The 19473-nt window shown below is 71.3% G+C and carries 19 protein-coding genes and 1 pseudogene; 13 read left to right on the top strand and 7 right to left on the bottom strand.

The features are described 5' to 3' along the window. The first annotated feature begins 364 nt into the window (after positions 1–364). From AC1VWI_RS42035 to AC1VWI_RS42015, 5 genes and pseudogenes are all read left to right on the top strand, one after another. Positions 365–591: pseudogene (locus tag AC1VWI_RS42035) on the top strand (ferredoxin). Next, positions 581–1885 carry an NAD(P)/FAD-dependent oxidoreductase gene (locus AC1VWI_RS42030; protein ID WP_499516330.1) on the top strand — a complete coding sequence of 435 codons (1305 nt, stop codon included), beginning with the start codon at positions 581–583 and terminating at the stop codon, positions 1883–1885. Before AC1VWI_RS42035 ends, AC1VWI_RS42030 begins: the two are co-directional and overlap by 11 nt. 36 nt (positions 1886–1921) lie before the next feature. Next, positions 1922–3124, top strand: a complete 1203-nt coding sequence (locus AC1VWI_RS42025; protein ID WP_499516329.1) for a cytochrome P450 — start codon at positions 1922–1924, stop codon at positions 3122–3124. Between the two features lie 350 nt (positions 3125–3474). Continuing rightward, entirely contained in the window at positions 3475–4281 is an 807-nt protein-coding gene (locus AC1VWI_RS42020; protein ID WP_499516328.1) for a hypothetical protein, read from the top strand. Positions 4282–4285: 4 nt separating this feature from the next. After that, positions 4286–4678 carry a GntR family transcriptional regulator gene (locus tag AC1VWI_RS42015; protein WP_499516327.1) on the top strand — a complete coding sequence of 131 codons (393 nt, stop codon included), beginning with the start codon at positions 4286–4288 and terminating at the stop codon, positions 4676–4678. A gap of 31 nt (positions 4679–4709) precedes the next feature. Here the strand turns inward: AC1VWI_RS42015 and AC1VWI_RS42010 are convergent, their stop codons facing one another. The 3 genes from AC1VWI_RS42010 to AC1VWI_RS42000 all read right to left on the bottom strand — a co-directional run bounded on the left by AC1VWI_RS42010 (position 4710) and on the right by AC1VWI_RS42000 (position 7538). Further along, positions 4710–5420 carry a class I SAM-dependent methyltransferase gene (locus AC1VWI_RS42010; protein ID WP_499516326.1) on the bottom strand — a complete coding sequence of 237 codons (711 nt, stop codon included), beginning with the start codon at positions 5418–5420 and terminating at the stop codon, positions 4710–4712. Between the two features lie 106 nt (positions 5421–5526). Then, positions 5527–6225 (bottom strand): response regulator, encoded by a 699-nt coding sequence (locus tag AC1VWI_RS42005; protein WP_499516325.1) that lies wholly within the window; start codon positions 6223–6225, stop codon positions 5527–5529. After that, positions 6222–7538 carry a sensor histidine kinase gene (locus AC1VWI_RS42000; RefSeq protein ID WP_499517046.1) on the bottom strand — a complete coding sequence of 439 codons (1317 nt, stop codon included), beginning with the start codon at positions 7536–7538 and terminating at the stop codon, positions 6222–6224. The genes AC1VWI_RS42005 and AC1VWI_RS42000 overlap by 4 nt, the downstream gene beginning before the upstream one ends. A 214-nt stretch (positions 7539–7752) precedes the next feature. Between AC1VWI_RS42000 and AC1VWI_RS41995 the strand changes: the two genes are divergently transcribed. Further along, positions 7753–8460 (top strand): ABC transporter ATP-binding protein, encoded by a 708-nt coding sequence (locus AC1VWI_RS41995; RefSeq protein WP_499516324.1) that lies wholly within the window; start codon positions 7753–7755, stop codon positions 8458–8460. Next, positions 8457–10814, top strand: coding sequence for an ABC transporter permease (locus AC1VWI_RS41990; protein WP_499516323.1), 2358 nt, complete (start codon positions 8457–8459; stop codon positions 10812–10814). The genes AC1VWI_RS41995 and AC1VWI_RS41990 overlap by 4 nt, the downstream gene beginning before the upstream one ends. 119 nt (positions 10815–10933) lie before the next feature. Here AC1VWI_RS41990 and AC1VWI_RS41985 read toward each other — a convergent pair whose 3' ends face one another. Both AC1VWI_RS41985 and AC1VWI_RS41980 read right to left on the bottom strand, forming a co-directional pair. Further along, a complete protein-coding gene (locus AC1VWI_RS41985; protein WP_499516322.1) occupies positions 10934–11911 on the bottom strand; it encodes a methyltransferase in 978 nt (325 codons plus the stop codon). A 298-nt stretch (positions 11912–12209) separates the two neighbouring features. Then, complete coding sequence (locus AC1VWI_RS41980; RefSeq protein ID WP_499516321.1) at positions 12210–12359, bottom strand: hypothetical protein; 150 nt, start codon at positions 12357–12359, stop codon at positions 12210–12212. A gap of 288 nt (positions 12360–12647) precedes the next feature. On the opposite strand from AC1VWI_RS41980, the gene AC1VWI_RS41975 reads away from it, so the two are divergent. From AC1VWI_RS41975 to AC1VWI_RS41955, 5 genes are all read left to right on the top strand, one after another. After that, positions 12648–14105 carry a dihydrolipoyl dehydrogenase family protein gene (locus AC1VWI_RS41975; RefSeq protein ID WP_499516320.1) on the top strand — a complete coding sequence of 486 codons (1458 nt, stop codon included), beginning with the start codon at positions 12648–12650 and terminating at the stop codon, positions 14103–14105. Positions 14106–14224: 119 nt separating this feature from the next. Then, positions 14225–14686: a DUF4279 domain-containing protein gene (locus tag AC1VWI_RS41970; protein WP_499516319.1), complete on the top strand. Its 462-nt coding sequence runs from the start codon at positions 14225–14227 to the stop codon at positions 14684–14686. A gap of 172 nt (positions 14687–14858) precedes the next feature. After that, a complete protein-coding gene (locus AC1VWI_RS41965) occupies positions 14859–15377 on the top strand; it encodes a GNAT family N-acetyltransferase (RefSeq protein ID WP_499516318.1) in 519 nt (172 codons plus the stop codon). Positions 15378–15439: 62 nt separating this feature from the next. After that, on the top strand, positions 15440–15946 hold the full coding sequence (locus tag AC1VWI_RS41960) for a hypothetical protein (RefSeq protein ID WP_499516317.1): 507 nt from the start codon (positions 15440–15442) through the stop codon (positions 15944–15946). Between the two features lie 154 nt (positions 15947–16100). Beyond that, positions 16101–16484 (top strand): VOC family protein, encoded by a 384-nt coding sequence (locus AC1VWI_RS41955; protein WP_499516316.1) that lies wholly within the window; start codon positions 16101–16103, stop codon positions 16482–16484. Between the two features lie 31 nt (positions 16485–16515). On the opposite strand, the gene AC1VWI_RS41950 is transcribed toward AC1VWI_RS41955, so the two are convergent. Together AC1VWI_RS41950 and AC1VWI_RS41945 are read right to left on the bottom strand one after the other, a co-directional pair. Continuing rightward, a complete protein-coding gene (locus tag AC1VWI_RS41950; RefSeq protein WP_499516315.1) occupies positions 16516–17142 on the bottom strand; it encodes a TetR/AcrR family transcriptional regulator in 627 nt (208 codons plus the stop codon). Positions 17143–17191: 49 nt separating this feature from the next. Next, positions 17192–18523 (bottom strand): MFS transporter, encoded by a 1332-nt coding sequence (locus tag AC1VWI_RS41945; RefSeq protein ID WP_499516314.1) that lies wholly within the window; start codon positions 18521–18523, stop codon positions 17192–17194. 511 nt (positions 18524–19034) lie between these two features. Here AC1VWI_RS41945 and AC1VWI_RS41940 point away from each other — a divergent pair. Beyond that, the gene (locus AC1VWI_RS41940) at positions 19035–19238 is read left to right on the top strand and encodes a cold-shock protein (protein ID WP_030224351.1); all 204 of its coding nucleotides are present in this window, start codon (positions 19035–19037) and stop codon (positions 19236–19238) included. The last annotated feature ends 235 nt before the right edge of the window (positions 19239–19473 follow it).

Genomic DNA, 19473 nt, shown 5'->3' with positions numbered 1-19473 from the left:
CGTGCCTCGTCAGCCGTCCTGAACGCCCTACGTCCCGTTGACTAGGACTTGCCCGGCCGACCATGTTCGGAGCCGGATGGTGAGGGTCGCTGCGACCGTCCAGGGGTGCCGGCCGAGGCAGCACACAAGCCCACAGGCCGACCTCGAATCCCAGCTCGGTCAGTAGGCCGAAGAACTGGTTTCACAGTTCCCCGAGGAGCTTCCCTTTGCCTCGCGCGAGGCCCGGTCCCTCAGCGCCGTCTCGCCTTGCGAGACCTGGGCGGAAGGCTGAACCTGAAAGTGAGGCATGCCTACCGACCACATGGACCGAGCGCGGACGGCAGCAGGGCTCGGGCACCGCGGCCCCTGCAGGGAACGGATTCCCATGAGGCTTGTCGTCGATCTCAACCGGTGCCAGGGTTCGCGCAGTGCGTCTTCGTCGCCCCGGACGTCTTCGCCCTGCACGGGGAAGAGGCGCTGCTGTTCTCCCCTCGCTTCGACGAGGCACAACGTGACCGGGTGGAGAAGGCCGCTGCCGCCTGCCCGGTCCAGGCGATCCTCGTCGACCACTTCGACGAGCCGACGAAGCGGGTGAAGTCCCATGTCGTCTGACGCGGACGTCCAGGTCCTGCGGCGCCAGGGCGGCATTGTCGTCGTTGGGGCCTCGCTGGCCGGTCTGCGCGCGGCGGAGACACTGCGCGAGAAGGGCTTCACCGGATTGCTCACCATGATCGGCGACGAGCCGTACGATCCCTACGACCGGCCGCCACAGTCGAAGCAGGCACTGCTCGGGCGGGCACGGCCCGAGGACACCGCGTTGCCGCGGCGGCGCGACATCGACGCCGAACGGCGTCGGGGCGTCGCCGCCGAGAGCCTCGACAGGGACGCCGAACAGGTACGCCTGACAAACGGCGACACCGTCCCCTACGACCGCCTGCCGATCACCGCCGGCACCAGAGCGCGGCCTCGGATCCACCCCGAAGAGACTTCATTGGACGGCGTGTTCGTGCTGCGCACGCGCGACGACTCCGCCCGCCTGCGCCGGAAGCCGACCGGGGGCGTGCCCCGGGTGCTGGTGATCGGCGCCGGTTTCACGGGCTCCGAGGTCGCCTCCGCCTGCCGAGAGCTGGGCCTTGCGGTCACGGTCGCCGAACGCGGCCCGGCACCGCTGGTGGGTGCTCTCGGCGGAGTGATCGGCACGGTCGCGGACCGGCTGCAGCGCAAGCACGGAGTCGACCTACGCTGCGGCATGAGCGTCACCGCCCTGGAGGGCGACGATGTAGGACGACTCAAGCGCGCCCATCTATCGGACGGCTCGGTGATCGACGTGGACGTGGCGGTCGTCTCGCTCGGCGCCGTCCGGAACACGGAACGGCTCGCCGGCTCGGGGGTGGCCGCGGGTCCCCGGGGCGTCGCCTGCGACGCCGGATGTCGGGTGTTCGACGTCAACGGCATTGTCACCGACGACATGTACGCCGCCGGCGCCCACAACATGATCTGCGCGGGTCCCGAGCGCCGTCCCCACCTGTGGCTGCCGACGTTCTGGTCCTCCCAGTTCGGTGTCTACATCAAGTCCGTGGGCGTGCCCCCGCTGGGCGACCAGCTGGTCGTCGCCCAAGGGGCCCTCGCCGAGGACCGGTTCGTCGCGGTGTACGGCTACCACGGCCGCGTCATCGCCGCGGTGTCCTTCGACGGAGCCAAGTGGCTGGGGTTCCATGAGCAGCAGATCGCGTCCGGCGCCCCCTTCCCTCCGGAGTACCGCACGGTCGACCGCCGCAACGAGACCTCGCAGCCGGTCGACCCGGCCTTCCCCGATCCCCATCTGCCCACCCGCGGGGCCACGGTCACGCTGACGGGTCACTCACCGGGCGAACGACGTGTTGCGTTCACTCCATCGCATGCCTGATCACCGGCCCTGTGCCGCCCGGCCCCAGGAGACGCCATGACGCCCGGCACCATCATCGAGCAGATCACCGACTACGCCAATCGAGCCGATCCGTACCCGCTCTACGAGGAGCTGCGCAAGACACCGGTCAGGCTGGAGGACGACGGCACGTACGTGGTCAGCACGTACTACGAGGTGCGGAGCCTGGCCAACGACCCACGGCTGAGCAACGACACGCGCAACCGGGCCGCCGGCTACGCACGCACAGCGGCCGCGGGCGACACGAACCTGCCGCCGAGCTTCATCTTCACCGACCCGCCGGTGCACGACCGACTGCGCGACACCATCAACCGGCCGTTCGGTCCCCCGCACAGTCCCAGGTTCCTCGACGACCTGCGCGGAGACCCCGCCAAGGTCGTCACCGAACTGCTCGACGCCTTCGCGGGCAAGGACCAGGTCGACATCGTCGAGGACTTCGCCTACCCCCTTCCCGTCACCGCGATCTGCAAAGTCCTGGGCGTGCCGCGCGACGACGAGTCGCGCTTCCACCAGTGGGCCGATGCCCTGGCGTCGTCACTCGATCCCCAGTCCGGCGCCGCCGGCCAGGAGAAGGGACAGCAGGCACGCCAGGAGCTGGGCGCCTACCTGTCCGGCCTGATCGAGACCAAACGCCGCCACCCCGGCCCCGGGATGCTCAGCGCGCTCGCGCCCGACATGACACCGGCCGACCTGGAGGCCACCGCGGTGCTGCTCCTGGTCGCCGGCCACGAGACCACCGTCAACGCGATCACCAATACGACCCTGACGTTGCTCCGCCACCCCGACGTCCTCCAGCGCTTCCGGAGGGAGCCGGACCTGGCCGCCCCGCTCATCGAGGAAGTGCTGCGGTACGAGCCCCCGGTCCAGTTCGTGCCGTGGACCACCGCGCTGGCCGACATCGAGGTCGCCGGCACCACGATCCCCAAGGGCTCGCCGGTGTGGCTCATGCTGGCCGCGGCCAACCGCGATCCCAAGCGCTTCGAGGACCCCGACCGGTTCGATCCCGACCGCAAGGACAACGAGCACCTGGGTTTCTACACCGGCATCCACTACTGCTTCGGTGCCCCTCTCGCCCGTATTGAACTGCACCTGGCCGTGCCCGAACTCTTTCGCCGGGTCAAGTTCTCCCGGTTGCTCGAGGACCCCCCGCCGTACCGCGCCAACGCGGTGCTGCGCGGCCCGCGCCATCTTCCCGTGGCCATCGAGGGCCTGACGGCCTGAGGACCACCGACGCAGGGCCGACTGAGGAGAACCCCCGTGGCGGCGTCGGTGCGCACCTTCAAGCTCTGAGGCGGGCACATGGCCCACGGGGTCGGCGGAACGCGGCTGGCCGGGAGCTGCTTTGGCACGAGTGATCATGGATCCGTAACCTTTCGGCACGTCGGGCAGTCTGTGGACCTGCCCGGAGCGTGAGTGCCGCCGGCGCCTTGACCCCGGCGGCCCTACGTTTCGGGCCGGCGTGGCGTCGGCGCCGCCGCGCTGCATTCCGTTGACTTGTCGCAAGGCTTGACGCACTATCTTGAGACAACGCTTGCGACATAGAGGAGTCACGTCAAAGGGAGGGTTGCTGGATGCCCGAGCAGTCCGTGCGTCCGGCGGATGTCGAGCAGGCCGGCGTGTGGTTGGCCCGGCACGGCCTGGTCGACGTCCGGCCGACGCCGCTGTTGGCCACGCGCCTGGCGGTCCGGCGCGGTGCCCGGCTGGCCGCTCAGGTCCTGCTGGCGGCGTTCATCATCGCGGTTGCCCTTGTCTACACGACCGACCGGCCTCCTGGGGCTGACGGCTCCGGGTCGTACCGGGAATCGTCGTTGCTGGTCCTGACGGCGGTGGTCGTCGGGTTGGTGCTGGCCCAGTCCCTGCTGGACTGGTGGGTGCGGCGGGTCGACCGGCGCGCCGGCGCGACGTTGCCGCGCCGGGTGGCCCACCCGGTCCGGCTCGGATGGCGCACCGTGCTCGGCCGGCCGCGTGCGGCGTTCGCGGTCGCCACGTTCGCGGGCGCGTCGGTACCGGCGGTCGTCGCCCTGACCGTGCGGGACTCCACCGCGCGGTATGCGGCACTCGTCCTGCTCATCGGGCTGTGCGGGGTCGCGGTCGGTACGGCTGTCCAGCTACGCCACATCCTGACGCACCCGGTCGTGGCCGACGACGAGGTCTCGCTGACCGCCGACGTCATCATGCGGGTCGAGGACGCCCGCGAGGTCGCCACGCCGACCGTGGTGTGGCTGCTGCCGATCGTGTCCGTGTTCGATACCGCGCTTGGCTGGTGGAACACCGCCTGGCTCGTCTTCGTCGCCCTGAGCACCGTCACGCTCGCCCTGATCACCAAGCGGACCGCGCAGAGCGGCACGGTGGCGCGGCACGCCACGAGCGTCCGGTGAGCCGATGATCGTCATCGACTCGGCCTCGCCCGTCCCGCCGTTCGAGCAGCTCCGCGCCCAGCTCGCCCGGCGGATCCAGGACCGCACACTGGCCGTGGGCACCCAGCTGCCGACCATCCGCCGCCTGGCCGCGGACCTCGGCCTGGCCGTCAACACCGTCGGCCGGGCCTACCGGGCGCTGGAGGAGGCGGGGCTGATCGAGACCCGCGGACGGGCGGGCTCGTTCGTCACCGCGGCCGGCGAGCAGGGGCGCGAGCGGGCACGCCACGCCGCCGCCGAGTACGCCGCCGTCATCGCCAGTGCGGGCATCGACACCGACGAGGCCGTCCGCATCATCCGAGCGGCGCTGGCCAACGGCGTCGCGGCATCGCCCCCTTCACGCACTTCGGTTGAATGAGGGGCCTGCCTGACGGGGTCCCGGCCCGCCGTCACGCTTTGCGGGCCAGGACCAGGCGCGCGTACGGGGCACCGTCCGGGCGGTGACCGAAGTCGGGTACCGCGGTCGTGCGTACGGTGAAGCCCGCCGCCGTCAGTTCGGCGCGCACCGCGCGGAGCGGGAAGGTGCGGTAGTACATGACGAAGGCCGGCCGCCAGACCGCGTTCCGTATCCGCATCGCCGCGTCGAAGCCGGCGGGTATCCAGTAGCGCCGGGAGGCGATGCGCGGCGGTGCGAAAACAGGGAAGGCGAAGAGCCCGCCGGGCCGGAGGGCGCGGTGCACCCCGGCGAACAGGGCCGGCCGCTCGGCGGCCAGGAAGTGCCCGAAGGCGCCGAAGCTGACGGCCAGGTCGAACTCCGCGGCGAAGGGCGGCTTCCGTGCGTCAGCGCGTATCCACTCCGCGTCCGGGTGGGCACGGCGCGCCTGCGCGAGCATGCCGGCGCTGAAGTCCACGCCCGCGACCCGGCCCCCGCACAACGGTTGCAGGACGCGCAGGCCCGCTCCCGTGCCGCAGCACACGTCCAGCCCGTCACCGAAAGGGCCGAAGGGACTCAGGGCGGCGGCGGTCGCATCGAGGATGCGGTCCGGGGTGCGGAACGGAGTGTGGTCGAACCTCGGGGCGAGCAGGTCATAACCGCGCTCGACGGACGACAGGGCCTGCACGGCCAGCTCACGCAGCGAGGGGCCTTCGGGTGAGAACACCGGTCCAGGGTAAGGCCGTTCGACCGGCCTGACGGGCAGCATCCGCTAACCCGAGCGCTCCGCCGAACTCCCCAGGTGAAGGGCGGCGTAGTGTCTCGGATCCGGGCTACGTCTGCTCGTCGGACTGCTGGCCGGCCTCACGTCCACCGGCGCTGACCAGCCCTGTCTCGTAGGCGACGATGACGGCTTGGACGCGGTCGCGGAGTCCGAGTTTGGCGAGGATGCGGGCGACGTGGGTCTTGACGGTCGCCTCGGCCAGGTGGAGGCGGTTGGCGAGCTCGGTGTTGCTGAGTCCTCTGGCCAGCAGGCCGAGGACCTCCAGTTCGCGGGGCGTGAGCGAGGCGAGGTCGCGGTGGAGGGCGGCGGTGTCGCTGCCGTGTTGGGTGAAGCGCTGCACGAGGCGGCGGGTGATGGCGGGCGCGAGGAGGGCGTCGCCGTTGCGGACCGTGCGGACGGACGCGGTCAGATGCTCGGGGGTGACGTCCTTGAGGAGGAAGCCGCTGGCGCCGGCGGACAGTGCCGCGTAGACGTACCGGTCGAGGTCGAACGTGGTCAGGATGATGACGCGGGGTGCGGTGGGGGCGCCGGTGAGGATGCGGCGGGTGGCCTCCAGGCCGTCCATCTCGGGCATCCGGATGTCCATGAGGACCACGTCGGGCCGCGTGCGGCGGACCGCTTCGACGGCTTCGGCGCCGTTGGTCGCTTCCGCCACGACGTCGATGCCGTCGGCGCCGAGGATCATCCGGAATCCGGTGCGGACCAGGGTCTGGTCGTCGGCGAGGGGCACGCGCAGCGGCTCGGTCACGGCGTCTCCAAGGGGATCAGGGCCTCCACACGGTAGCCGCCGGTCATGCGCCGGCCGGTGGTCAGGGTTCCGTCGTGGACGGCGAGGCGCTCGCGCAGGCCGATCAGGCCCCGGCCGTTTCCGGTGGGCGCGCCCGCGCCCGGGTGTCCGCCGGTGTCGGTGACTTCCACCCGGAGCCGGTCCTGGCCGTATTCGACGGTCACGGCGGCGGTGGCGCCGAAGGCATGCTTCACGGTGTTGGTCAGGGCTTCCTGGACCACGCGGTAGGCGGCGAGTTCGAGGCCGGGCGGGAGGGGGCGGGGCGGGCCGGTGACGGTCAGGTCGACGGGCAGTCCGGTGTCGCGGACCCGTCCGACCAGCGATTCCAGCTGGTCCAGACCGGGTTGCGGGGCCAGTTCCGCCGCGGTGCCGGCCAGGTCCAGGTCTGCGCCTTCGTCCGTGTCCTCGCCCTGCCCGGCCATGGTGAGCAGTCCCATGACGTGGCGCAGTTCGGTCATGGCCGCCCGGCCGCCCGCCTCGACGGCGAGCAGCGCCTCGCCGGCCTGCTCGGGGGAGGTTTCCATGATCTTGCGGGCGGCGCCCGCCTGGATGATCATCACGCTGACGTTGTGCGTGACGACGTCGTGCAGTTCGCGGGCGATCCTGGCCCGCTCGTGCTCGACGGCCCGGCGCAGCGCCTCGCCCTGCTCGCGTTCCAGCGCGGAGAGCCGGGTGCGGCCCTCGTCGGTGCGGAGCTTCCAGGTGCGCAGGCCGACGGCGGCCACGGCCATCGGGACCAGGATCAGCAAGGCGATGTATTCGTTGGGGACGATCGGGGTCACCGAGTTCCCCGAGGTGCCGACCAGGACGACCGACACCGGCAGCGCCGCCAGGGTCGCCACCCGGTACGGGCTGAACACGGCTGCGCTGTAGACGGCGATGACGAACGCGTAGAAGGTCAGCCGCAGGACGCTCTGCGGTGTCGCCAGGGTCGCGGCCGTCACGACGCACAGCACGGCGAGCGGGTAGCGGCGGCGCAGGGCCAGGGCACCCGAGGCGACGGCCGCGAGGGTCACCATGAAGGCCATGCCGCCGGGGCCGGACGGGCGCGGTATGACCCGCACCACGCCGGGTGCGATCTCCCGCATCACGACGTTGTCGGCGTTGTCGATGCCGTAGTAGACGGTGGAGATCCCGATGACCAGGGTCAGCAGCAGGTCGAACTGCCAGGCGCGCCGCGTGGGCCGCAGCGGTGGACCGCTCGGCAGCCTGGCGTCGCGGACCGTGCGGCGGGCGGCCTCCCTCAGCCGCTCCCGCGTCGTAGGTACGTCCATCACCGGTTCATTGTCGCGGCCGCGCGGATCCGCGGAGTCCGTCCCGGTGGTCATTCCCACTGCTCCGGGTACATCGCCCGCCTACATCGCAGGGATGACGTTTCCGGGGATCGTCCCGGCGCGGTACCGCAATGGGTCCGGGCGGGCGACGCGTGCGGGCCGGGCCCGCTCCTAGCGTTCACGCAGCCGACCGCGCCTACCCGAGGAGCCCTCCATGACCGTGCCGGTGATCGAACTGCGCGAGGTGAGCCGCCGATACGACGACGGCCCGCCCGCCCTGCACGAGGCGGCGCTGACCGTGCGGCCCGGCGAGTCCGTCGCGATCCTCGGCCCCTCCGGCAGCGGCAAGTCCACACTGCTCAATCTGATCGCGGGCCTGGACCGGCCCGACACGGGGACCGTCACCGTGGACGGGGTGCGGGTGGACCAGCTGGGCGAGGCCGGATCGGCGCTGTTCCGGCGGTCGAAGATCGGCATGGTCTTCCAGTTCTTCAACCTGCTCGACGATCTGACCGTCACCGACAACGTCGTCCTGCCGGCGCGCCTGGCGGGCATGGCACGTGGCGCGGCGGACCGCCGGGCGGCGGAACTCCTGGAACTGCTGGGCGTCGACCGGCACGCCCGCGCCTACCCGGGGCGGCTGTCCGGCGGCGAACGGCAGCGCGTCGCGGTGGCCCGGGCGTTGGTGAACCGGCCGACGCTGCTCCTGGCCGACGAGCCGACCGGGGCCCTGGACACGGCGGCCGGACAGGACGTCAGCAGGCTGCTCGCCGGCCTCAACGCCGAGGGCCAGACCATCGTCGTGGTCACGCACGACCTGTCGTTGGCCCGGTCCTGCACAAGCCGTACGGTCCGGATCGCCGACGGCCGGATCACCGAGGACGTCCGGTCGCAGGCCGTCGCCCCGGAGGCCGTCCGATGAGCGCGCTCGGCGCGGTGGTGCGCTCGGGGGTGGGACGGCGCCGGGTGCAGACCCTGGTGATCGGGCTCGCCACGATAATGGCGGTGGCCGCCTCCGTCCTCGGCGGATCGCTGCTCGTGGTGTCCGGCGCGCCCTTCGAGGACGCCTTCGCCAGGCAGCACGGTGCGCACCTGTCCGTGCAGTTCGACGCGGGCAAGGTGAGCGCCGGGCAGTTGTCGGCGTCCAGGGACGCCGAAGGGGTGAGCGGTGCGGCCGGGCCGTTCCGTACGGCGACCGTCACCCCGCGGTCCGACGGGGCGGGCCCCGGGTGGCCGATGACCGTGGTCGGCCGGGGCGATGCCGGCCGGGACGTGGACGAGGTGGCGCTGCTCGACGGGCGGTGGCCCACGCGTGACGGCGAGATCGTCCTGTCCCCCGACTCCTCCCTCATCCCGACCATGGGCATGGAGATCACCTTCCCCGATCTGTCCGGCGGCCCGGCGCTGACGGTCGTCGGTGTGGCCCGTTCGGTCACGCAGACCGCCGACGCCTGGGTGGTTCCGTCCCAGATGCCGGCGCTCACCGCGCCCGGCAGCGGCGGCTACCAGATGCTGTACCGCTTCACCGACGCGGGCACCGCCGCGCAGATCACCGCGGACGGCAAGGCCGTGACGGGATCCCTGCCGCCGGGATCGGCCGTCGGCGCACAGTCATGGCTCACCGTCAAGAAGAACGCCGAGCGCGACACCTCCCTCTACGTCCCGTTCCTCGTCGCGTTCGGCGCCCTGGGCCTGGTGATGTCGGTGCTCATCGTCGGCAACGTCGTCGCGTCGGCCGTCGGCATGGGGACGCGGCGCATCGGCATCCTCAAAGCCCTCGGCTTCACCCCGGCCCAGGTCGTGCGGGCCTACGTGGGCCAGGCGCTGATCCCGGCCGCCGTCGGCACGGCCCTCGGTGTCCTCGCCGGCCACCTGCTCGCCGTCCCCGTACTGGCCGAGACCGGGGAGGTGTACGGCACCGTGTCCCTGGCCGTCGCGCCCCGGGTCGACCTGGCGGTGATCGCCGGGGTGCTCGTCCTGGTGGCGGCCACCGCGTGGGCGAGTGCCTGGCGGGCCGGCCGACTGCGCACGGTCGACGCGCTCGCCGTGGGGCGTACCGGTACGGCAGGGCGCGGCCGGTGGGCGGCACGCCTGGCCGGACGGCTGCCGGTGCCGCAGCCGGTGGCCCTGGGCCTGGTCCGGCCCTTCGTGCGGCCCGCCCGTGCGCTGGCCATGGGGACGGCGATCCTGTTCGGCGCCGTCGCGGTCACGTTCACCGTGGGGATGAGCGCCTCGCTCGGCCAGGTGATGAAGGCCAGGGCACACGACGCCGCCGATGTCGTCGTGCCCGCGCCGTTGCCGGACTTCGGGCCTCAAGGCCCCGGCCCTGAGAAGCGGCCCGCCCAGCCCTCAGCCGATCCCGCCGCGGTCGCCGCGGCCATCGGGACCGCCGCGGGAACCGGGAGGTACTACAGGGCCGCGACGGTACGGGCGACCGTGTCCGGCCTGACGGGCACCGTCGACGTGATCGCCTTCACCGGCGACGCCTCCTGGGGCGGCTACACGATGGTCTCGGGCCGATGGATCGACGGGCCCGGCGAGGCCGTGGTCCCGACGCCGTTCCTGACCGCCACCGGCACCCGCACCGGCGACACCGTCACCCTGAACGGCCTGGCCGAGCCGGTCACAGTCAGGATCGTCGGTGAGGTCCTGGACACCCGCAAGGGCGGCATGCAGGTCTTCACCGACTCCTCGACCCTGGCGTCCGCGCATCCCGACCTGGCGGAGACGAGCCATCACATCGCGGTCGCGCCGGGCACGGACGTGACCGGTTACGTCAAGTCGCTGAACAAGCACCTGGGACCGCTGGGGGTCACCGCCCGGGCCGGCGGGCTCGACTCGGGCAGCGACATGGTCGTCACGCTCAACGCGTTGTCCGCGGTCCTCACGCTGATGCTCGTCGCCGTCGCCGCGCTCGGCGTGCTCAACGGCGTACTGCTCGACACCCGCGAACGCGTCCGGGAACTCGGTGTCCACAAGGCGCTCGGCATGACCCCCCGTCAGACCGTCGCGATGGTCGTCACCTCGGTCGTCGTGACCGGACTGGTCGCGGGCGCCCTGGGCGTTCCGCTGGGCGTGGCCCTGCACGGCTGGGTCATCCACGCGATGGGCGACAGCGTGGGGCTGCGCCTGCCCGGTTCGGTCATCGCCGTCTACCACGCGGCCGAACTGCTGCCGCTCGCGCTCGGCGGCCTGCTCATCGCCGCCCTCGGCGCGCTGCTGCCCGCCGGCTGGGCCGCCAGGGCCCGCACCGCCACGGCCCTGCGCACCGAGTAGGAGGCCGGGTTCAGGGCTCGTGGCTCCGGTCCCCACCGCAGGGAGCGGTGGGGACCGGTCGGCTCGTTCCCGCATGTCTGGCGCGGGAGGTGGGAGTCGGGAGTTGGGGTTCCGGAGTCTCAGACCGCCTCCAGCTCGATGATCTTGAACTGGAAGCCCGTCGGGGTGACGGCGGTGCGCCGCCACCCGGATGCGGCGAAGAGCCCGTCGAACTCGGGGAGGTCCCGCTCCTGCCCCGACAGCATCGCGAGCATGTGCATGTCCGCAAGGGGTTCGAAGCCGGGCGCTCCGATCTCCCCGATCACGTTCTCCACCACCACGACCCGCGCGCCCGGCCGTGCGGAAGCACGGCAGTTCTCGAGGATCCTGACGCAGTCGGCGTCGTTCCAGTCGTGCAGAACCATCTTGAGCAGGTACAGGTCGGCCGACGGGACGGACTCGAAGAAGTCTCCGGTGACCGCGGTGAACCGGTCGCCCACCCCCCGCTTCTCGGCTGCCGCCTGCGCGCCGGCAGCGGCGTGGGGCAGGTCCAGGCTCTGCCCTCGGAGGTCCGGGTTCGCCTGCAGGAGCCCCTGCACGAGCGCCCCCGTGCCGCCGCCGACATCGACCGCGACCGTGGTGCCGGTGGTGTCGAGCGCCTCGGTGAGGTCGCCGTTCAGCCGTTCCGCCATGCCGGACATGGCGACCGAGAAGAGCTCCGCCTCGGCAGGGTTGTCGCCGAGGTAGGTGAAGAAGTCCGTGCCCAGCGCGCTTTCGATCTGGGTACCCCCCTTGCGGACGGCCTCCGGGAACCGCTCCCAGGCACGCCAGTGGGAGGGCCCGCCCCACGTGAGCGCCACCTCCCGCAGGGTGTTCGGCACCCCGCTACGGAGCAGCCGGCTCAGGGGGGTACCGGAGAACCGGCGCTCGCCTTCGTAGGCCACCAGGCCCAGGGAAGCGCAAGCACGCAGCAGCCGGTAGGTGGTCGCGGGATCGCTGGCCTCGCGCTCGGCGATGTCCTCTGCGGCGAGGGGCCCATCAGCCAGATGGTCAGGAAGGGAGAGCTCGACCGCGGCCCGGACGATCTGAGTCACCCAGTAGCCGCTGAGCATTTGCATCAGGACACCGGCATTCTCGGTCTCGGAAGACGAGTTGGGACGATTCTCGGTCATCGACAAGCACACCAATCGGGACTGGTTTAACGGTCAACTACATGTAACTGTACCTCGTCCCAGAACCCCGCCCGTGTGACCTGCGTCAAACAAATGCCCTGCCGGGCCGCCCAGTTCGGCAAAGCGTCGGCGAAACTTCCACGGCAATTCACCATCCAGATCCGCGGGTCCAGGCGATACCGCCGTTCAATGTCGGCCTCCTGCAGGACTTCGGCGGCACCAGCAGCCCGGACGCCGTTGACGGTCAGCGCAGTTCGCAGGGCGCCTCGTGCAGCAAGGTCGCCGAGGCCGCGGCCGCGGTCACCATCGGTGCAGGTCCGCTGGGGAGGGACCGCACGTGGGCGTTCATCCGCCCGGCTGCGTCCTGGGCGACGGACGATGATTTGTGAGCCATTCGAATGATGAAACCCGGCCACAAGTAAATCGAATGAAATTCTCCCCGGGCATCCGCACAACGACGGACCGGGGCTGCGACACTGAGCCCGTAGGCCCGATGCTCTACCGCCCGCAGGGCGGCCGTACCGCACGTGGCGTCGGGACGGTGGCCACGCAATTGGCAGGCCGACCGTCAGGAGGGAAGGCATGGGAACGCGACGAGGGGAATTGCATTCGCTGCGCGTCCGGTCGTAGACGCTCCGCGATGCCACCTGCGGATCAGCACCGAAATTGAAGTGAGGCAGCAATGACCGAAGCATCCGGGATCCAGGATCACGACACATACGACGTGATCGTGCTGGGAGCAGGCCCGGTCGGGCAGAACGTCGCCGACCACGCCCGCGCCGCGGGACTCTCGGTGGCCGTGGTGGAACGGGAACTGGTGGGCGGAGAGTGCTCGTACTGGGCGTGCGTGCCCAGCAAGGCGCTGCTGCGGCCGGTCATCGCCGTCGCCGACGCGCGGCGGGTCGACGGCGCCCGGCAGGCCGTGACCGGGTCGCTGGACACCGGCAGGGTGTTCGCCCGCCGGGACCACTACGTCACCGACTGGGACGACACCGGCCAGGCGCGCTGGGTGAAGTCCATCGGCGCCGACCTCTTCCGCGGCCACGGCCGGCTCGACGGACCGCGGAAGGTGACCGTCACCGCGGCGGACGGCACCCGCCACACCCTTGCGGCGCGGCACGCGGTCGCCATCGCCACCGGCAGCCGCCCGGTGCTGCCCGACATCGACGGCATCGAGGAAGCCCGGCCGTGGACCAACCGGCACGGCACCGACTCCAGCACCGTCCCCGGCCGCCTGATCGTCGTCGGCGGTGGCGGGGTCGGGGTGGAGATGGCCACCCTCTGGCAGGGCCTGGGCTCCCAGGTCACCCTCCTCGCCCGGCGTCCTCTGCTCCCCCGGATGGAGCCGTTCGCCGGCGAGCTCGTCGCAGACGGGTTGACCGACGCCGGCGCGCAGGTCCGCATCGGCGTCCAGGTGACCTCCCTGCGCCGCCCCGACCCCGCCGGGCCGGTCACCTGCATCCTGGACGACGGCAGTGAACTGGAAGCGGACGAGATCATGTTCGCCACCGGACGCGCCCCGCTGACCGACGACATCGGTCTGGACACCGTGGGCCTCACCCCGGGGTCCTGGCTGGACGCCGACACCACGTGCCTGGTCCGCGAGGTCCCGGGCGACTGGCTGTACGCGCTCGGCGACGTCAACCACCGCGCCCTCCTCACCCACCAGGGCAAGTACCAGGCACGCACCGCCGGCGACGCCATCGGCGCGCGTGCCGCCGGCCGTCCCCTGGACGACGCCCCGTGGGGCGACCACGCCACCACGGCCGATCAGCACGCGGTACCGCAGGTCTTCTTCACCGACCCCGAAGCGGGCGCGGTGGGCCTGTCCGCAGCACAGGCCGCGGAGGCCGGTCTCCCCGTCAAGGTCATCGACCTGGACTTCACCGCCGCCCAGGGCGCCAACCTCTACGCCGACGGCTACCGCGGTCACGCCCGGATGGTCGTCGACACCGACCGCGAGGTCCTGCTCGGGGTGACCTTCGTCGGCCACGGCGTCAGCGAACTGCTGCACTCCGCGACCGTCGCCGTCGCAGGCGAGATCCCCCTCAAGCGGCTGCGGCACGCCGTCGCCTGCTTCCCCACCATCAGCGAGATCTGGACCTTTCTCCTTGCCGCGTACCACCGCGACGGCGACTGACGCCGTTGTGCCGGGCGCATGCGCTCGCTCCTGGAAGGGGGATGGCGGCGCGTGACGCCCGGCCCCGGGGCACCGAACAGTCCTGCTCGGCCCGCCTCCCGCGCGGCTATCCTCCCGGGATGCCTCTTCGCCAGTACGCCTATTTCGCGCTGTTCAGCCGGCATACCTCGGCAGATGAGATGACCGCGCACCTGGGCATCGCTCCTGACGAAGTGTCCATTCGCGGCAGCAAACGCACCACACCGAGAGCTGTTCCGGTCAACCACTGCTGGAAGGCCGTCTGCCAGGAACCCAACCTGTGCGTCGACGAGCAGATCGCCCGCATTCTCGACAGGCTCCGGCCCCATACGGACCGCATCGCCGACCTCGCCGACCGCCTGGCCGACCACGGCGGCGGAGCGGTTCTCCAGCTCGTACGCCATTTCGACGACACCGACCCGGACCAGCCCGATCGCGCGGATGCCCCCAACCTGTTCGGCTGGCACCTGGACCGCGGCGTCCTGGACTTCCTCAGCGCCACCGGCGCCGTGCTCGACGTGGACGAGTACGACATGACCGGGGACGGCGAGGACGGCGGCTGAGCGCGGGGAAGGCGGAAGCAGCAGGACCACACGAACCGCACCCGGTTGCCGGACCGGGGCCCTCTGAATCGCCCGGCCGGCCCGCGGCCGGACGACTCGATCGTGACACCGACAACCCTGCCCACGTCTGGATGAGCAGGAATGGCCGCCCCGGCCGATCGTGAGAAGACTGGTGCGGTGGCCGTACGAGGCCGCACCTCCGGGCGTCGCAGAGGCCGTCCGGTGCCGTGACAGCCTGGATAGGAACCGGATCATGAGCCTTGAGGTTGCGGTCGTCCGCGAGGCGGACGACGAGATGGTCGAGGCGTTCACCCGCCTGCTGCCCCAACTGTCCCGCAGCGCCGCCCCGCTGACCCACGAGACGCTGCGACGGCTCCTGGCCGCCGAGGCGAACACCGTGCTGGTGGCACGGGTCGACGGCCGTGTCGTCGGGACGCTCACGCTGGTCCTGTTTCCCCTGCCGACCGGGATGCGGGCCTGGATCGAGGACGTGGTGGTCGATGAGGCCGCCCGCGGTTACGGCGTCGGGGCCGCCCTCACCGAGGAGGCGGTTCGCCTGGCCGACGCGGCGGGAGCCCGCACGGTGGATCTCACCTCGCGCCCCTCGCGGCAGGCGGCGAACCGGCTGTACGAGCGGCTCGGCTTCGAGGTACGGGACTCCCGCGTCTTCCGCTACGCCCTGCAGCAGTAGTCGCGGCGGTTTCCCCGTACGCCGTCGGGAACCGTGCGGTCCCGGCGTACGTCGTATCCGCCATGATCAAAGAACCCGGACGACGCCTGCCCGGCGCCACGTTGCTCGCCCTCCCGCTCGCCGCGCTGCTGCTGTCGTGCTCTGCCCCGTCGGACACCGGCACGGACCGGGCAGCCGGCGGCACCCCCGCGCCGGCGGCCGCTTCGGCGTCCGCGTCCGCGTCCGCTTCGGCTGCCGAGCCGGCGGGACCGGTGGAGAAGGTACGCGACGCCTTCGCCACCTTGCAGGCCACCTACCACTCCGGCTGCACCGCCACCACAGCGCGGGGCGAGTGTGAGTACTTCCTGACCCGGGTGCACACCGAACTCGCCGAACTCGACGCCGCGATGAAGGCCGATCCCCAGGGCCCCGGCCACTTCAGCGAGCCCCTCGCCTGGATGACGGATCTGCGCGACGTCCTCGGCGCGGACACCTCCTTCGAGAACCTCAAGGCGCACCAGGACGAACTCGTGGCGACGCGCGACCGGATCAACCGCTGGATGCAGGGCCACCCCGAGGACTACCGCTGAGCCGCTGTTCGGACAGCGGAGAGTGCTGAGGAGGCCAACGCCGGAAACATCCGTACGTGCCGCGCCGTCCTCAGCCTCCTCGCACGGCCGCCGGCGGCCGTGCGCCTGAGAACTCGGTGGCGTCCCGGGGCGGGAGTCGGGAAGGCTTGCGCGCATGGTTTCGGTCTTGCAGAACGTGGCGATTGACTGTGCGGACGCCTACGGGTTGGCCCGGTTCTGGAGCGGGGTGACCGGCCGTCCGCTGCATCCGGAGGACAAGCCGGGTGACCGGGAGACTCAGGTGGTGCTCGCGGAGGGCCCGGTGCTGTACTTCAACCAGGTGTCCGAGCCCAAGAAGATCAAGAACCGGATCCATCTGTGTCTGCGCCCTGAGACCTCGCGCGAGCAGGAGGTGGAACGGTTGCTGGGCCTCGGTGCCACCTTGGTCGCCGATCTCCGGAATCCCGACGGCTCTGGCTGGGCGGTCCTTGCCGACCCCGAAGGCAACGAATTCTGCGTCCTGCGCAGCGACTCCGACCGAGCCGCGATGAGTTCCTGAAGCCCAGGCGACAACCCCGCTGCCGTATGCCTCAGCCCCGCTGGCCGGCCTGCGGCGCCGGGGTCAGGGCGGCGTCCAGGAGGACCTCGGCGGCGGCCCGGGCCGCGGCGGCGGCGCCGGGGTCGCCGTCCATGCGGACCGAGACCGCGCACCCGTCGTAGAGCAGGTGCAGACGGCGGCCGAGGGTCTCCGGGTCGGGAACGCCGGCTTGCCGGGCGAGGTCGGTGAACAGGCCCCTTACCCATGCCCGGTAGTCGTTGGAGGCCTGTTCTGTGCTGCTGCCCGGCTCGGCCTCCGCGCTCGCGGCGATGAACGCGCAGCCGCGGTAGCTGGGGCCCTTGAACGACTCCGTCAGCGCGTCGAAGACGCCGAGCAGCCGGTCGCGGGGGTTCTCGAAGCGCTCGAGGGCGGCGAGGAGGCGGGCGGAGGTGGCGGCGTGCCGGGACTTCAGGTACGCGTGGACCAACTCGTCCTTGCTGCCGAACGTGTTGTAGAGCGAGGCCTTGGCCACCCCGGCGCGTTCGATGATCCGGTCGATCCCGACGCTCTGCACACCCTCGGCGTAGAAGAGCTCGTTGGCGGCGGACAGCAGTCGCTCGCGTGCCGGAGCCTTGACCTCGGTGCGCGCGTCGTGCGCCCTGGTGCTGTCGGCAACCATCCCGGCCTCCCTGCTGGTTCGTGCCATCTTCCGGGCCTCGAGGCTCACTTTAGGCAATCACGGGTCGCGAACGGCTGCTGCGCCGTTCCGTCAGCAGACCGAGCAGGGCCAGCAGTGCCAGGACGATGACGGCCGCGCCGTACTCGCGGGCGGTGGCGAGCAGGCCGCCGGCGTGGACGACGAGGTAGCCGGCGATCACCGACGGCACTCCCATCCCCAGATAGGACACCACGTAGAGCAGGGACAGCACTCCGGAACGTTCGTGGGCGGCGGTCAGCGGAATCACGGTGCGGATGCCGCCCTGGAAGCCGCTGCCGAATCCGATGCCGGCGATGGCCGAGCCGGTGAAGAACAGGGCGGGCGAGCCGTTCTGCACCGAGAGCAGGGTGAGGCCGACGCCGACGACGAGGCTGATGATTCCGCCGACCATGACGCCGCGGGCGGGTGCCGTACGCAGTACGAGGGTGGCGGCCGCGGCCACCCCGGCCAGGACGAACAGGGCCAGTCCGCCGTAGACGGCCGACGTGGAGTGGGTGAGGGTCCGCACGAGCGCCGGGCCCAGGGAGGCGTAGAAGCCCGCCAGGGCCCAGACCGCGAACAGGACCGGGGCGGCGTTGAAGACGGCGCGCCGCACGGTCCTGGGGAGCTTCACGTCCGGGACCAGGGTGGCGAGCGCGCCCGGGGTGGGTGTGAGGGTCTCCCGCATCAGGACGACCCCCAGTGCCTGCACGGCCATCACGACAAGCAGGGCCAGGTAGACCAGGTGTGTCGGCGCGGGAAGGTACTGCACGAGGAACGCCGACGCCAAGGAGCCGGTGGCGGTGCCGAGACCGGGGGCGAAGGAGTTCGCGACGGTCCCGCGGCGGCGGTCGATGTCCAGCATCCCGGCCCCGATCGCGCCCAGCGCGGCACCGGTGGACAGTCCCTGGACCACCCGGCCGATCATCAGTTCCGGCACGCCGTGGGCCGTCGCGAACACCACCATCGCGGCCGCCTGTGCGGCGAGGGCCGCGAGCAGGACCGGGCGGCGGCCCAGGTGGTCCGACAGCCGTCCCAGGGTGAGCAGCGAGACCAGGACCGCGATCGCGTACACGCCGAACACCAGCGTGGTGGTCACCGGGCTGAAGCCCCACTCCGCCTGGTAGACCGCGTAGAGCGGGGTGGGGGCGCTTGAACCCGCCAGGAACGACACGACGATCGACGCCAGGAGGTAGAAGGCCACGCGCTGAGGCAGTACGCCGCCTGCGACACGCCCTCTCCCCTTGGGCGCGGCCGAGGTGAGCGGGGCCGGGCCCCCTGTCTCCGCGCCGACCGGACCGGTATCGGCCGCCGGCGTGGTGACCACGTTGCCGCGGTCCTGCGAGGTGGGCTGCTCGGGCATGCCACCGTCCCCATCTTGAGTAGACCGGTCTGTTCATTTTCGCTAGACAGACTGTTCATTTTCGCTAGACAGACCTGTCCAACACTGGCGTGAGGCGTTTCCTTCCCGTCATACCGACCGGATCTTCGGCCACCCGCGGGTCGCCCGGGTAGACAGGTCCGCCAGCAGGCGCGCCTCGGATCCGGCCGTGCGCGCGGGGGCTCGCGAGACGGAGGGCCGACCGCCGCCGGGCTGTGGTGCGCGGCGCAACGTGCCGAACGGTGTGTTCCGGGACGCTGAATATCTGTGCTCGCGAAGTGAGAAATTGGCGCAACGCGCGATGAGGTTTCTCACACGCCACGGCCGCGCCCGGTTATTAACCGTGCACAGCCGATCGCGCCATGCTACTCTCGAATAAGTTGCAGTTGTGGTTCCCAAAATTCCGGTTCATTTGCTGGCGGGGCAATCATCGCGGCGACGCGGGGTCCGTACAGTACGGATTCCGGGCACTGCCCCAAAGGAGATGCACCACATGGCTACTGGCACCGTGAAGTGGTTCAACGCGGAAAAGGGTTTCGGCTTCATCGAGCAGGACGGTGGCGGCGCTGACGTGTTCGCCCACTACTCGAACATCGCCGCCCAGGGCTTCCGCGAGCTGCAGGAGGGCCAGAAGGTGAGCTTCGACATCGCGCAGGGCCAGAAGGGCCCCACGGCCGAGAACATCGTTCCCGCCTGACGCTGAGCGCACGCATCGCAGCTGGGGCCCGCACCTTGGGTGCGGGCCCCAGCTTGCTGCACATCAGGACGCACCCTGCCCTGATGACGCCGTGACGACCTCACTGGTCCCACGATTTTGAGGGTGCCGCGATCCCACCGGCAACGGACGCTCCCGTCGGACTCCGGATGCACATCCGTCAGAGCTCCCCGACGCCCGTAACCCCGGTCTTTCGGACGCGGACCAGATCACCCCA

The sequence above is a fragment of the Streptomyces sp. TOM-9 genome, from assembly GCF_056858595.1.
Note: the sequence above shows the minus strand (reverse complement) of the source record. Positions and strands in the feature narration are given on the sequence as shown.